We start from the raw sequence: 14,297 nt of genomic DNA, 5'->3' as shown, positions 1-14,297 counted from the left end.
ATCGCGCTACCGGGCCGTACTTTTGCTGCTGCGTTTTTTTAACCACCACCGAACGCCTGGCACCAGCACAATCACCAGAGCCAGCCATATCCAGTGCTTAATATGCTGGTCGAGATTGTGTAGCCACGGCGCAATGACTTCTCCCCCCACGTAACCCAGAGTGGTAAATATCAGCGCCCACGCCAGCGCCCCCAGGATATTCAACGGCAGGAAAATTTTAGGCGGCAAATGGCTTGCGCCAATCAGCAACGGGCCGATCACGCGAAAACCATACATAAAACGGGTGCCAATTACGAACAGATAAGGACGGCGCTGGATCATTTTCTGCGCCCGGCGGATTTTGTCGCGATGTTTTGAGAAACGACGCAAAATTTTTCCACCGTAACGACGCCCAAGCAGATACAGCAATTGATCGCCAATCATCCCGCCCAGGGCCACAGAGATAACCACCAGAGGAAATTTAAGTAATCCCTGATGTGCCGCCACGCCGCCCAGCAGGGTAATGGTTTCACCTTCGGCCAAACTGCCAATGACCAATGCGGCGTAACCGTAATGTGCAATAAGACTGTTTATATCCATATGTCCGGATGACCTCCCGACGTTAAGCATACACCCTGTGAATCATCGTGGGGTTTAAAAGCGCTGAATTAGCGGTTCGTCATTTTTGTTGTTGTACAAAAATTAATCCAAAGCTGAATTATACTTGAACTGTTGAGGTCCGGAGCTGACAAGAAGGGGGCGGTATGAACCATGTCTGGGGGCTGTTTTCCCATCCCGATCGTGAAATGCATGTGATCAACAGCGAAAACGAAAGCGTTTCGCATCACTATACCCACCATGTACTGCTGATGGCGGCAATCCCGGTTATTTGTGCGTTCATCGGTACCACACAAATCGGCTGGGATTTTGGCGATGGCAATATCCTGAAATTATCCCTGTTGACTGGATTTGCAATGGCGATTCTGTTTTACGGGGTGATGCTGGCGGGCGTTGCCGTTATGGGCCGGGTTATCTGGTGGATGGCGCGTAACTACCCGCAGCGTCCGTCGCTGGCGCATTGTATGGTCTTTGCCGGATATGTCGCGACGCCGCTGTTTTTAAGCGGGCTGGTCGCACTTTATCCGCTGGTCTGGCTGTGCGCATTAGTCGGGACTCTCGCGCTGTTTTACACCGGCTATTTACTTTATCTCGGCATTCCAACGTTCCTGAATATCACTCGTGAGGAAGGGTTGAGTTTTTCCAGTTCGACGCTGGCAATCGGTGTGCTGGTACTGGAGGTTCTGCTGGCTATTACGGTAATCCTGTGGGGTTACGGCTATCGGTTATTCTGACGGATAAACCTGTCTACGCTGCGTTGTTGACGTAAAAGTCAGCAACGCAGCATTTCGAGACGATTCTCCTGTGGCAGCAAACCTGCCGGATCGCTATGATGCCTGAGCTAGCTTGAGATAATACTTAATCTCTGGCGGTGTGCGTTGTGACGTGCGTGAACCATTATCAGAAATCTCATCATGCTGAAATTCCGAGTTTCATTATTAAGCCTTGCCCTGGTGCTGGCCGTTCCTTTTGCACCCCAAGCCGTGGCGAAAACGGCAACTACCGCAGCGGCTTCTCAACCTGAGATAGCGTCCGGTAGCGCGATGATCGTTGATCTGAATACCAACAAAGTTATCTATTCGAACCACCCGGACCTTGTGCGTCCGATTGCGTCGATTACCAAATTAATGACGGCGATGGTGGTGCTTGATGCACGACTGCCGCTGAATGAAAAGCTGAAAGTCGATATTAGCCAGACGCCGGAGATGAAAGGCATTTACTCTCGCGTACGACTGAACAGCGAAATCAGCCGTAAAGACATGTTACTGCTGGCGCTGATGTCATCAGAAAACCGTGCGGCGGCGAGTCTGGCGCATCATTACCCGGGCGGATACAACGCGTTTATCAACGCCATGAATGCCAAAGCGAAAGCGCTCGGCATGACTCAGACACGCTTTGTGGAACCCACTGGCTTGTCGATTCACAATGTCTCGACCGCCCGTGACTTAACCAAGCTGCTGATCGCCAGCAAACAGTATCCGCTGATCGGCCAGCTAAGTACCACGCGTGAAGATATGGCGACGTTTGCCAACCCTGCGTATACGCTGCCGTTTCGTAACACCAACCATCTGGTATACCGCGATAACTGGAATATTCAGTTAACGAAAACCGGGTTTACCAATGCGGCAGGTCACTGTCTGGTGATGCGCACGGTGATTAACAACAAGCCGGTGGCGCTGGTGGTGATGGATGCCTTTGGCAAATATACTCACTTTGCCGATGCCAGCCGTTTACGTACCTGGATTGAAACGGGCAAGGTGATGCCGGTTCCGGCGGCGGCGCTGAGCTATAAAAAGCAAAAAGCTGCACAGATGGCGGCGGCAGGTTCGGCGAAGGGCGAGCAAACCGCGCAGAACGATTAAATAAGATATCTTTTCCGGCCTACGCATAGCGAATATAGCAGTAGGCCGGGCAAGCGAAGCGCCCCGGCAACATGCCCGGTAGCGCTTATCTTTTTCATATTTACGATTCTTTCCAGAACTTCTGCTTACTCGTTTTCCCAATACCCGGATTCATACTGTTGGTGGGGTCATTCTCACGGTAAAAACGGGTCAAGGTTTCCGGCGCCTGATACAGATGCCCGACGTTATGCTCTGCCGGATACTGCGCCCCACGCTCGCGCAGGAGTTCCAGCATCTGCTCTTTTAGCGCATGCGCATCCACGCCCTTTTTCACGATGTAATCCTGATGGAAAACGTAACACATAAAGTGACCGTAATAGAGTTTGTGCACCAGTTGACTGTCGATCTCTGGGGGCAGATGCTCGTACCATTCGGTGTCGTTACGGCGCAGCGCGATATCCAGCGCCAGAATATCTTCCACCTCATCCGCATGCACGGCCTGATAACGAATAGCCGCGCCAGCCGCCGCGAAGCGGTGCAAGAACGCCTTGCTGCCTTCTTCCGCCGTACAGGCAAAGAAGTCGCCTTCAGCGGTTTTGAAATACTCGCTTAGCCAGTTTTGGGCTTCAGCCACGCCGCCACCGGCCATTTTTAATAGCAGGTGATGCTCGTACTTATCGCGCCAGCTTTTCATGCGCGCCGGTAAGTGGCTGGGGAACAAATGACCAAATTTCTGCATTGCCCGGTCGGTGAAGTGAGGACGGAAAATTTTCACTTTTTCCAGCATCGCATCGGTGCGACCTTTCAGGGTGAAGAAGAACGGCATTTTGTCGGTGCCGAGCTTGTCGATCATCAGAAACGTATCTTTGCCGTATTGCTCAGCGATGTCGTAAATATCGCGGTGCATATATTCACCGGCGACCGGCAGATGCTCGAATTTTGCCAGAATATGACGGCGGATCTCCGTCAGCACCTCTGGCTGGTTGGTGCCGATGTAAAAGACCTGCTGGTTTTTTTCGGCTTCGAAGGTGTCCAGACGCACGGCAAAGACCGCGAGTTTGCCTGCACAACCGGACGATTCAAACAAGCGATCCGGGTCAGCGTTATAGCGTGCGGGCGTGTCTGCGTCGATATCTCTGACGCGGGTAACGTAGTCATGATCGTGCGCGTGACGCCCGTCGTGGCGGACATCGTCATCTCTAATACGCTCGTCATCCAGTTTGCTCAGGATCTGCTCCGGGGTCTGGCCCAGCTCAATACCCAGATGGTTAACCAGCTGTAATTTTCCCTGTTCGTCAATACGCGCAAACAGCGACATCTCCGTGTATGCCGGGCCGCGCTGTACCAGCGAGCCGCCGGAGTTGTTGCAAATGCCACCGATAACCGAAGCGCCGATACAGGAAGATCCGATTACCGAATGCGGTTCACGGCCAAACGGTTTGAGCGCTTTTTCCAGCGAATAGAGCGTGGTTCCTGGATAGGCCAGCACCTGTTCACCTTTGCCGATGACGTGCAGCTTATCAAGACGCAGGGTGCTGATAATGACAATCTCGCGGTCGTAATCATTACCGCTCGGCGTAGATCCTTCGGTCAGGCCGGTGTTAGCGGCCTGCATCAGGATAATTTTATCCGCGGCGACGCAGGCGCTCAAAACGCGCCACAGTTCTAAAAGCGACCCGGGGAACACGACGGCAAGCGCATCGCCCTGGCCGGAGCGGAATCCCTTGCGATAGCGGGCGGTTTTAGCAGGTTCTGTCAGCAGGTGTGAATGACCCACCAGACGGGTCAGTTCATTCAGGAAAGCTTTATTATCTGTTGTAATGGAAGACATTCTCCACTCCTTGTGGTGGGACTCAATATCAGGAACAAGCATAGCGCTTTGTATGACAATACGCTTTCTCATTCATATTGTCTCTGGTTCGTCTTTTACTGATTCGCGCTGGTTTCGAAAATTAGGAGAATAACCTTAGCTTTCTTTATCGCTCCCGTTTAGTCTTACGGCAAACTGCGGTTTTTGTTATATTTTCGCTGCCTCGTCGGGAAAAAATAAAGAGAGAATCAACATGAAATGGCTATGTTCTGTAGGTGTCGCGGTGAGTCTGGCATTGCAACCAGCGTTGGCGGACACTCTGTTTGGTAACCATCCACTGACGCCAGAGGCGCGGGATGCCTTCGTTACCGATTTACTTAAGCAGATGACCGTGGATGAGAAAATTGGGCAACTGCGTTTGATAAGCGTCGGGCCTGATAACCCGAAAGAAGCCATCCGCGAGATGATCAAAGACGGGCAGGTTGGGGCAATTTTTAACACCGTCACGCGCCAGGATATCCGCAAAATGCAGGATCAGGTGATGGATCTCAGCCGCCTGAAAATCCCTCTCTTTTTTGCCTACGACGTATTGCACGGTCAGCGTACCGTATTCCCGATAAGCCTCGGTCTGGCATCCTCCTTTAATCTTGATGCGGTCAGAACCGTTGGTCGAGTGTCTGCGTATGAAGCCGCCGATGATGGTCTGAATATGACCTGGGCGCCGATGGTCGATGTCTCGCGCGATCCGCGCTGGGGCCGCGCCTCGGAAGGGTTTGGCGAAGATACGTATTTGACCGCCACGATGGGCAAAACCATGGTGGAAGCGATGCAGGGTAAAAGCCCGGCCGATCGCTATTCGGTGATGACCAGCGTCAAGCACTATGCCGCCTATGGCGCGGTTGAAGGCGGCAAGGAATACAACACTGTCGATATGAGCCCGCAGCGTTTGTTCAACGACTATATGCCACCGTACAAAGCCGGACTGGACGCCGGTAGCGGTGCGGTGATGGTGGGGCTTAATTCGCTGAACGGCACGCCGGCGACTTCGGATGCATGGCTGTTAAAAGACGTCCTGCGCGATGAGTGGGGCTTTAAGGGCATTACCGTTTCCGATCATGGCGCGATTAAGGAACTGATTAAGCACGGCACTGCCGCCGATCCTGAAGATGCGGTGCGTGTGGCGATCAAGTCCGGCATCAACATGAGCATGAGCGATGAGTATTACAGCAAATACCTGCCGGGGTTGATTAAGTCAGGTAAGGTGACGATGGCGGAGCTGGACGACGCTGCGCGTCATGTGCTGAACGTGAAATATGATATGGGGCTGTTTAACGATCCGTACAGCCATCTGGGGGCTAAAGAATCTGACCCGCAGGACACCAACGCGGAAAGCCGTTTGCACCGCAAAGAGGCGCGTGAAGTGGCGCGTGAAAGCCTGGTGCTGCTGAAAAACCGTCTGGAAACATTGCCGCTGAAAAAATCCGCCACCGTAGCGGTTGTCGGTCCGCTGGCCGACAGCAAGCGTGATGTGATGGGCAGTTGGTCTGCTGCCGGGGTTGCCGATCAGTCAGTAACGGTGCTGACGGGGATTAAAAATGCCATCGGCGAGCAGGGCAAAGTGGTATACGCCAAAGGGGCGAACATCACCAACGACAAAGGCATTGTCGACTTCCTCAACCAGTATGAAGAGGCGGTGAAGGTTGACCCGCGTTCGCCGCAGGCGATGATTGATGAAGCCGTTAGCGCCGCGAAGCAGTCTGACGTAGTCGTCGCGGTAGTTGGTGAAGCGCAGGGAATGGCGCATGAAGCCTCCAGCCGCACCGATATCACCATTCCGCAGAGTCAGCGTGACCTGATTACCGCGCTTAAAGCCACGGGTAAACCGCTGGTTCTGGTACTGATGAACGGTCGTCCGCTGGCGCTGGTTAAGGAAGATCAACAGGCCGATGCGATCCTCGAAACCTGGTTTGCCGGGACGGAAGGCGGTAACGCCATCGCCGATGTGCTGTTTGGCGATTACAACCCGTCAGGCAAGTTGCCGATGTCTTTCCCGCGCTCTGTCGGACAGATCCCGGTCTATTACAGCCATCTCAATACCGGTCGCCCGTATAATGCCGATAAGCCGAATAAGTACACGTCGCGCTACTTTGACGAAGCGAACGGTCCGTTGTATCCCTTTGGCTATGGCCTGAGCTACACCACATTCACGGTTTCTGATGTGAAACTCTCTTCTCCGACGATGAAGCGTGACGGGACCGTGACGGCCAGCGTGCAGGTGACCAACACCGGCAAACGCGAAGGTGCGACGGTGATTCAGCTGTATTTGCAGGATGTTACCGCTTCAATGAGTCGTCCGGTAAAACAGCTGAAAGGTTTTGAGAAGGTGAATCTTAAGCCGGGTGAAACCCAAACCGTTAGCTTCCCAATTGATGTTGAAGCGCTGAAATTCTGGAACCAGCGTATGCAATACGATGCCGAACCGGGCAAGTTCAACGTCTTTATCGGCGTGGATTCTGCCAGAGTGAAGCAGGGCGAATTTGAACTGCTGTAATTGATATCATGCCTGATAGCGTGACGCTTATCAGGCCCGCGAAATCGTACCATCCGGTAAACTCACTTTGGGTTTGCCGGATTTTTTTTATTGTATTATCGCCTTAGCGCGAGTAACTCGCAGTGTTACTACCCAATTGCCAGGTTAAGGCTTGATTTTTCGACTATGCTTTTTCCACAAGTCTCTGAAAAGGGCCGTAAAAGAATGAGGAGTGCAGCATGATAATTTCAAAAGTTTGGGTGGGTTCGCTGGAGTTATTAGCCGCGATCAGCTTGCCCTTACAGGCCGCGTCACCCGTCACGGTCGGTTCAAAAATAGATACCGAAGGGGCGCTGCTCGGCAACATTATTTTGCAGGTGCTCGAAAGTCACGGCGTGAAAACCGTTAATAAAGTACAGCTGGGTACCACTCCGGTGGTGCGTGGGGCAATCACCTCTGGTGAACTGGATATTTATCCGGAATATACCGGCAATGGCGCATTCTTTTTTAAAGATGAGAATGATCCTGCATGGAAAAATGCGCAGGCCGGTTATGACAAAGTGAAAAAGCTGGACGCAGAGCAAAATAAGCTGATCTGGCTAACGCCTGCGCCCGCCAACAACACCTGGACCATTGCGGTTCGCCAGGATATCGCACAAAAGAATAAGCTTGAGTCCCTTGCCGATTTAGGCCGTTACCTGAAAGACGGGGGGACGTTCAAACTTGCCGCCTCTGCGGAATTTATCGAACGGGCTGACGCGCTGCCTGCCTTTGAAAAAGCCTATGATTTCAAACTGAATCAGAATCAGCTGTTGTCGCTGGCGGGGGGGGATACCGCGGTGACGATTAAAGCAGCGGCGCAGCAGACCTCTGGGGTCAATGCGGCGATGGCCTACGGTACCGATGGTCCGGTTGCGGCGCTCGGTCTGCAAACATTAAGCGATCCGCAAGGGGTCCAGCCCATTTATGCGCCAGCGCCCGTTGTGCGTGAATCGGTGCTGCAGGACTACCCGCAAATGGCAGAATGGCTACAACCGGTATTTGCCAGCCTGGATGAAAAAACGCTGCAACGGCTGAATGCCAGTATCGCCGTGGAGGGGCTGGATGCGAAAAAAGTCGCAGCAGACTACCTGAAGCAAAAAGGATGGGTGAAGTAACGGAGTTTGCAGCAGGTGGGTGTTTTGTCGAATATTTTAGTAAATCGGGTGCTGTTGCTGCTGGTGTTTCTGACCATCGCGGCGGCAGCGCTTCCTTTCATCAGCTATGCTCCCAATCGCCTGGTTTCCGGTGAAGGGCGTCAACTCTGGGATATCCAACCCGACATGGCATGGGGATTAGCGGCGGCCTGTGTGTTGCTGTTTCTTCTGTGCTTTGTACCGGGAAAATCCGGCAATATATTGACGCTTATTGTTAGCCAACTGTTGGTGATTGCGGCGCTGGTCATCGCCGGCACAACGGCAACGTATCTGGCTCAGACGGGTAGCCCGCTGGCCAGAACCAGCCTGGGCAGCGGGTTCTGGTTAGGGCTGGGACTGATGCTGCTGGCAGCCAGTGACGCCATTCGTCGCATCACCGAACAGGCGTCGTGGCGTTGGTTATTGCACGCACAAATATTCATTTTGCCGCTGGTGTTACTGCTCTCCGGTACGTTTAACGATCTTTCTCTGCTTAAAGAATATGCCAATCGCCAGGATGTCTTTAACGACGCGCTGGCGCAGCATCTGACGATTTTGTTCGCTACCGTGGTGCCCGCGCTGCTCATTGGCGTGCCGCTGGGCGTCTGGTGTACTTTTTCTGTCTCCCGTCAGGGGCCGGTATTCGCGGTACTGAACATCATCCAGACTATTCCCTCCGTCGCGCTGTTTGGCCTGTTAATTGCGCCGCTTGCCGGACTGGTGAAGCACTTTCCCTTGCTGGGTTCGCTTGGCGTAGCGGGAACCGGTCTGACGCCTGCGCTTATTGCGTTGGTGCTGTATGCGCTCTTACCGCTGGTTCGCGGCGTAGTGGCTGGATTGAATCAGGTTCCACGCGATGTACTTGAAAGCGCCCGGGCGATGGGGATGAGCGCGCGTCAGCGGTTTATCTCGGTGCAGTTTCCACTGGCGCTGCCGGTCTTCTTGCGCAGTTTGCGAGTGGTGATGGTCCAGACGGTGGGAATGGCGGTGATAGCCGCGCTGATTGGTGCAGGGGGATTTGGCGCGCTGGTCTTTCAGGGATTGCTCAGTAGTGCCGTTGATTTAGTGCTGTTGGGCGTGATCCCGGTCGTTGTGCTGGCTGTGTTGATTGATGCGCTGTTTGATTTAGGGATCGCGCTGCTAAAGGTATCGAATAATGATTGAATTTCGCCATGTCAGTAAAACCTATGGCCAACAAAAAGCTGTCGACGACCTTAACCTGCAGTTAGGAGAAGGCAGCTTTTCGGTATTAATTGGCACGTCAGGTTCGGGCAAGTCTACCACGCTAAAGATGATCAACCGGCTGGTTGAACATGACAGCGGGCAGATCCGTTTCGCCGGGGAGGAGATCCGCAGCCTGCCGGTGCTGGAGTTACGACGGCGCATGGGGTACGCGATTCAGTCTATTGGTTTGTTTCCCCACTGGACTGTCGCGCAGAATATTGCCACCGTACCGCAGCTGCAAAAGTGGTCACGTTCACGTATTGATGACCGAACAGATGAACTAATGGCGCTGCTGGGCCTCGAGGCGAGTTTGCGTCACCGTTATCCGCATCAGCTCTCCGGTGGACAACAGCAGCGGGTTGGGGTTGCGCGAGCGTTGGCCGCAGATCCGCAGGTGCTACTGATGGATGAGCCTTTTGGCGCGCTGGACCCGGTCACCCGCGGCGCGCTGCAGCAGGAGATGACGCGTATCCACCGTTTGTTGGGACGTACCATTGTGCTGGTGACGCATGATATCGACGAGGCGCTGAGACTGGCGGAGCATCTGATTTTGATGGATGCGGGAAAAGTTGTGAAGCAAGGCACGCCGCTGTCGATGCTTACTGCGCCAGCGAATGATTTCGTGCAAACTTTTTTTGGCCGCAGTGAACTGGGAGTAAGGCTGTTGTCACTGCGTACGGTAGGGGATTTTATCCGTCGCGGCGAACACTCAGACGGCGAGCCGCTGGTGGATGAGATGACGCTACGTGATGCATTGTCGGTGTTCGTGGCGCGTGGCTGCGACGTCTTGCCGGTCGTGACGCCGCAGGGGTTGCCCTGCGGGACGCTTCATTTTCGCGATTTGCTTTCGGAGACGCCGACCCGTGAAACGTCTTGCTGATCCATTGCTATGGCTTGTTGTGCTGTTTCTGATCCTGTTGGTGGGGTTGCCCCACAGTCAGGCCCTGTTTAGTTCGCTATTTCCGGCGCTGCCGCGTCCCGTGTATCAGCAGGAAAGTTTTACGGCGCTGGCGTTGAGTCATTTTGCGTTGGTTGGGATTTCAAGCCTTATTGCCGTCATCATTGGCACTGGAGCGGGAATAGCGGTAACCCGGCCCTGGGGCGCGGAATTCAGGCCGATGGTGGAAACGATTGCCGCCGTGGGGCAGACATTTCCTCCGGTCGCCGTGCTGGCGATCGCCGTACCGGTGATGGGGTTTGGGCTTGAACCCGCGATTATCGCGCTGATTTTGTATGGCGTGTTACCAATTTTGCAGGCAACTCTGGCGGGACTCGGCGGAATTCCTCCCAGCGTGATGGATATCGCCAGCGGAATGGGCATGAGTCAGGGCCAGCGGCTGCGGAAAGTGGAGTTGCCGCTGGCGGCACCGGTTATTCTGGCGGGAATTCGCACGTCGGTGATTATTAATATCGGCACCGCTACGATAGCCTCAACCGTCGGGGCCAACACGTTGGGCACGCCGATTATCATCGGCCTGAGCGGGTTCAATACCGCCTATGTGATTCAGGGGGCGCTGCTGGTCGCGCTGGCTGCGGTGATAGTTGACCGCGGGTTTGAGCGATTAGCGAGCCACCTTACCCGGCACGTAAAATGAATGTGTAGCCTGCCAGCATGACGCCGCCGATACCGCCGATGGCCATCAGCAGGAAGAGGGTAATGACACCGATTTTAGCTGCGCTCATTATGCACTCCTTATGTGAATCTAAGGATTGTACACGTTTGTTAACAGAATATTAAGAGCCGATCCTGGTTGGCTTTAAATACCGAGCGGATAAATATCGTGACCTAACGCGCGCCATTCGTTCAGTTGTTGTTGCTGAGCAGGCGTTTGGCTTTCGCCGCACCAGACCAGTAAGGTTCGCCCTTCAAACAGCTCTGGTCGCAATTGGTTTAGCGAGTGGGCGAGGACGTCAACGCGCCATCCCTGCTGGCTGGCTACCCAACCCTCCAGCCATAAGCGGGTGGTATCATGAATGTTCCAGCCGACAACCAGGGCATCTTTCCCCTGTTTCTTGCGCGCCGAGGCCAGACAAATCGCGATGTAGTTGATGAGGACACCGTCGAGGATCCCCAGTAACGCCTGCAGGATCGGCTGCTGACATTGCAGGCGACGGCGTAACGGAATGAACAAATGGGTGTTGAGCGTTTGTGCGGGATAATCCTGACCGCGCTCTTTGATCCACATCCTGAGGCTATGCAGATTATTACTTTGCAAATAGCTCAACAGCGTCTCTTGCTGTTCGCGCCAGCCGTTATGCACATCAATGTTCTCATTACTGAGCAACATTTTTACCTTACTGACCTGAACGCCGTTATTTATCCAGCGTTTTATCTCACGGATCCGGTCGATATCCGCGTCGTTAAACAGGCGATGCCCGCCGTCTGTTCGCTGCGGTTTCAGTAATCCGTAACGCCTCTGCCACGCGCGTAAAGTGACAGGGTTGATATCACAAAGCAAAGCCACTTCACCTATTGTGTAAAGCGCCATCGTCGTCTCACTTATGCTCGCGAGGTCCCAGTTTTACTTTAGACGCTCTTTTGCGAACCAGGTAGTTTTGTCTGTTTTTTGATCAACAAATGGGTGAATTTGTAGTCATGCTCGCGCTTTCGAGTGATCGTTCTCACAAATTCCTTTTTTTTTGCAACACTTCAAAGAAAGTTACGCGCAGCCCATGTATGTTACGCGCTTTTAAGTGATGTGTGGTTGGCAGGTATGTACGAGTTTAATCTGGTGTTGCTGCTGCTTCAGCAGATGTGTGTGTTTCTCGTTATCGCGTGGCTCATGAGCAAAACGCGTTTGTTTATCCCGCTGATGCAGGTCACGATCCGGCTCCCGCACAAGCTGCTTTGCTACGTTACCTTTTCCATTTTCTGCATTTTGGGCACCTATTTCGGGCTGCACATTGATGATTCTATTGCTAATACCCGTGCTATCGGCGCGGTGATGGGTGGGCTGCTTGGCGGCCCGGTGGTCGGCGGTTTGGTCGGTCTAACCGGTGGCTTACATCGCTATTCAATGGGCGGAATGACGGCGCTCAGTTGCATGATTTCGACCATTGTGGAAGGTTTGCTCGGCGGGCTGGTGCACAGCGTGCTCACCCGTCGTGGCCGTACCGATAAAGTCTTTAGCCCACTGACCGCGGGTGCCATTACTTTTGTCGCCGAACTGGTGCAGATGCTGATCATCTTGTTAATCGCCCGGCCGTTTGACGATGCGTTTCGGCTGGTCAGTAATATCGCCGCGCCGATGATGGTGACGAATACCGTGGGTGCAGCCTTATTTATGCGTATTTTGCTCGATAAACGGGCGATGTTTGAAAAATATACCTCTGCTTTTTCCGCCACTGCGCTCAAAGTTGCCGCCTCAACGGAGGGTATTTTGCGCCAGGGGTTTAACGAGGTTAACAGCATGAAGGTCGCTCAGGTGCTGTATGAAGAGCTGGATATCGGTGCTGTGGCAATTACCGACCGCGAGAAGCTGCTGGCATTTACCGGCATTGGTGACGATCACCATCTACCCGGAAAACCTATTTCGTCGTCGTACACCCAACGGGCGATAGAAACCGGAGAGGTGGTGTATGCCGATGGGAATGAAGTCCCTTACCGCTGCTCTTTGCACCCGCAATGCAAATTAGGCTCGACGCTGGTGATCCCTTTGCGGGGGGAAAACCAGCGGGTGATGGGGACCATCAAACTGTATGAAGCCAAAAACCGCCTCTTTAGCTCGATCAACCGCACGCTGGGGGAAGGGATCGCTCAACTGCTTTCTGCGCAGATTCTGGCCGGGCAGTATGAGCGGCAAAAAGCGATGCTTACGCAGTCGGAAATCAAACTCCTGCATGCACAGGTGAACCCCCATTTTTTGTTTAATGCGCTCAACACCATCAAAGCCGTGATCCGACGTGATAGCGAGCAGGCCAGCCAACTGGTGCAGTATCTGTCGACGTTCTTTCGCAAAAACTTAAAACGTCCGTCGGAGATTGTGACGCTGGCTGATGAAATTGAGCACGTTAATGCCTATCTGCAAATTGAAAAGGCGCGATTTCAGTCGCGCCTGCAGGTGACTTTAACGGTGCCAGATGCGCTTTCGTATCAGCAATTACCTGCCTTTACCCTACAACCTATTGTGGAGAATGCCATTAAGCACGGTACCTCTCAGCTACTGGATACCGGCGAAGTGTCGATTACCGCCCGCCGCGAAGGGCAGTATCTGATGCTGGATATTGAAGATAACGCCGGGTTGTATCAGCCAACGTCTGAGGCCAGCGGATTGGGTATGAATCTGGTTGATAAACGACTGCGCGAGCGGTTTGGCGACGATTTTGGCATCAGCGTAGCGTGTGAACCTGACCGCTTTACCCGAATCACTTTACGACTTCCTCTGGAGGAACTGGCATGATCAAAGTGCTGATTGTCGATGACGAACCGTTAGCGCGGGAGAATCTGCGGATCCTGTTGCAGGCGCAAAGCGACATCGAGATCGTCGGCGAATGTTCGAATGCGGTGGAAGCCATCGGCGCGGTACATAAACTGCGTCCGGATGTCCTGTTCCTTTGATATTCAGATGCCGCGTATCAGCGGTCTGGAAATGGTTGGCATGCTTGATCCTGAGCATCGGCCGTATATTGTTTTCCTTACTGCCTTTGATGAATATGCGGTGAAAGCTTTTGAAGAACACGCGTTTGATTATCTTCTCAAACCGATTGAAGAGGCGCGACTGGAAAAAACGCTGAGCCGTTTGCGTCAGGAGCGCACGAAGCAGGATGTATCGCTACTGCCGGAGAATCAGCAGGCGCTGAAGTTTATTCCGTGCAGCGGCCACAGCCGAATCTATCTGCTGCAAATGGATGACGTGGCGTTTATCAGCAGCCGCATGAGCGGCGTGTATGTGACCAGCAGCGATGGTAAAGAAGGTTTCACCGAACTGACGCTCAGAACGCTGGAAAGCCGTACACCTTTGCTGCGCTGCCATCGGCAGTATCTGGTGAATATGGCGCAATTGCGGGAGATCCGTCTGGAAGAAAACGGTCAGGCCGAACTGATTTTACGCAACGGGCTGACAGTTCCGGTAAGCCGCCGTTATCTTAAAAGCCTAAAAGAGGCGATTGGACTGTAAAAC

At 53.5% G+C, this 14,297-nt stretch carries 12 protein-coding genes and 1 pseudogene; 9 read left to right on the top strand and 4 right to left on the bottom strand.

Features of this window, described 5'->3' with window-relative positions; translation table 11 throughout:
* Positions 1-6 precede the first annotated feature (6 nt).
* Complete coding sequence (locus GPJ68_RS16105; RefSeq protein ID WP_016153701.1) at positions 7-579, bottom strand: DedA family protein; 573 nt, start codon at positions 577-579, stop codon at positions 7-9.
* A 164-nt stretch (positions 580-743) separates the two neighbouring features.
* On the opposite strand from GPJ68_RS16105, the gene GPJ68_RS16100 reads away from it, so the two are divergent.
* Together GPJ68_RS16100 and pbpG are read left to right on the top strand one after the other, a co-directional pair.
* On the top strand, positions 744-1,331 hold the full coding sequence (locus tag GPJ68_RS16100; protein WP_094761991.1) for a Yip1 family protein: 588 nt from the start codon (positions 744-746) through the stop codon (positions 1,329-1,331).
* 180 nt (positions 1,332-1,511) lie between these two features.
* The gene (pbpG, locus tag GPJ68_RS16095) at positions 1,512-2,459 is read left to right on the top strand and encodes a D-alanyl-D-alanine endopeptidase (protein WP_104652175.1); all 948 of its coding nucleotides are present in this window, start codon (positions 1,512-1,514) and stop codon (positions 2,457-2,459) included.
* 100 nt (positions 2,460-2,559) lie between these two features.
* On the opposite strand, the gene dld is transcribed toward pbpG, so the two are convergent.
* The gene (gene dld / locus GPJ68_RS16090; protein WP_016153698.1) at positions 2,560-4,269 is read right to left on the bottom strand and encodes a D-lactate dehydrogenase; all 1,710 of its coding nucleotides are present in this window, start codon (positions 4,267-4,269) and stop codon (positions 2,560-2,562) included.
* 232 nt (positions 4,270-4,501) lie between these two features.
* Here dld and bglX point away from each other — a divergent pair, with 232 nt between their 5' ends.
* The 5 genes from bglX to GPJ68_RS16065 all read left to right on the top strand — a co-directional run bounded on the left by bglX (position 4,502) and on the right by GPJ68_RS16065 (position 10,772).
* Positions 4,502-6,799: a beta-glucosidase BglX gene (gene bglX / locus GPJ68_RS16085; RefSeq protein WP_104652174.1), complete on the top strand. Its 2,298-nt coding sequence runs from the start codon at positions 4,502-4,504 to the stop codon at positions 6,797-6,799.
* A 218-nt stretch (positions 6,800-7,017) separates the two neighbouring features.
* Complete coding sequence (locus GPJ68_RS16080; RefSeq protein ID WP_180836864.1) at positions 7,018-7,935, top strand: ABC transporter substrate-binding protein; 918 nt, start codon at positions 7,018-7,020, stop codon at positions 7,933-7,935.
* A gap of 15 nt (positions 7,936-7,950) precedes the next feature.
* Positions 7,951-9,117: an ABC transporter permease gene (locus GPJ68_RS16075; RefSeq protein ID WP_104652184.1), complete on the top strand. Its 1,167-nt coding sequence runs from the start codon at positions 7,951-7,953 to the stop codon at positions 9,115-9,117.
* On the top strand, positions 9,110-10,057 hold the full coding sequence (locus GPJ68_RS16070; protein ID WP_016153694.1) for an ABC transporter ATP-binding protein: 948 nt from the start codon (positions 9,110-9,112) through the stop codon (positions 10,055-10,057). The genes GPJ68_RS16075 and GPJ68_RS16070 overlap by 8 nt, the downstream gene beginning before the upstream one ends.
* Positions 10,041-10,772: an ABC transporter permease gene (locus tag GPJ68_RS16065; protein WP_047416222.1), complete on the top strand. Its 732-nt coding sequence runs from the start codon at positions 10,041-10,043 to the stop codon at positions 10,770-10,772. The genes GPJ68_RS16070 and GPJ68_RS16065 overlap by 17 nt, the downstream gene beginning before the upstream one ends.
* Here the strand turns inward: GPJ68_RS16065 and GPJ68_RS16060 are convergent.
* Together GPJ68_RS16060 and mlrA are read right to left on the bottom strand one after the other, a co-directional pair.
* Positions 10,753-10,860, bottom strand: a complete 108-nt coding sequence (locus tag GPJ68_RS16060; protein ID WP_003027354.1) for a protein YohO — start codon at positions 10,858-10,860, stop codon at positions 10,753-10,755. The two genes, GPJ68_RS16065 and GPJ68_RS16060, sit on opposite strands and share 20 nt — an antisense overlap.
* A gap of 74 nt (positions 10,861-10,934) precedes the next feature.
* Positions 10,935-11,666 (bottom strand): HTH-type transcriptional regulator MlrA, encoded by a 732-nt coding sequence (gene mlrA, locus GPJ68_RS16055; RefSeq protein WP_016153692.1) that lies wholly within the window; start codon positions 11,664-11,666, stop codon positions 10,935-10,937.
* A 225-nt stretch (positions 11,667-11,891) separates the two neighbouring features.
* On the opposite strand from mlrA, the gene GPJ68_RS16050 reads away from it, so the two are divergent.
* Positions 11,892-13,577 (top strand): sensor histidine kinase, encoded by a 1,686-nt coding sequence (locus GPJ68_RS16050; protein ID WP_016153691.1) that lies wholly within the window; start codon positions 11,892-11,894, stop codon positions 13,575-13,577.
* Positions 13,574-14,294 (top strand): annotated as a pseudogene (gene btsR / locus GPJ68_RS16045) (two-component system response regulator BtsR). The gene GPJ68_RS16050 and the pseudogene btsR overlap by 4 nt, the downstream one beginning before the upstream one ends.
* Positions 14,295-14,297 lie beyond the last annotated feature (3 nt).

The organism is Citrobacter sp. 172116965 (assembly GCF_013458095.1).
Classification (GTDB): Bacteria; Pseudomonadota; Gammaproteobacteria; order Enterobacterales; family Enterobacteriaceae; genus Citrobacter; species Citrobacter braakii.
Note: the sequence above shows the minus strand (reverse complement) of the source record. Positions and strands in the feature narration are given on the sequence as shown.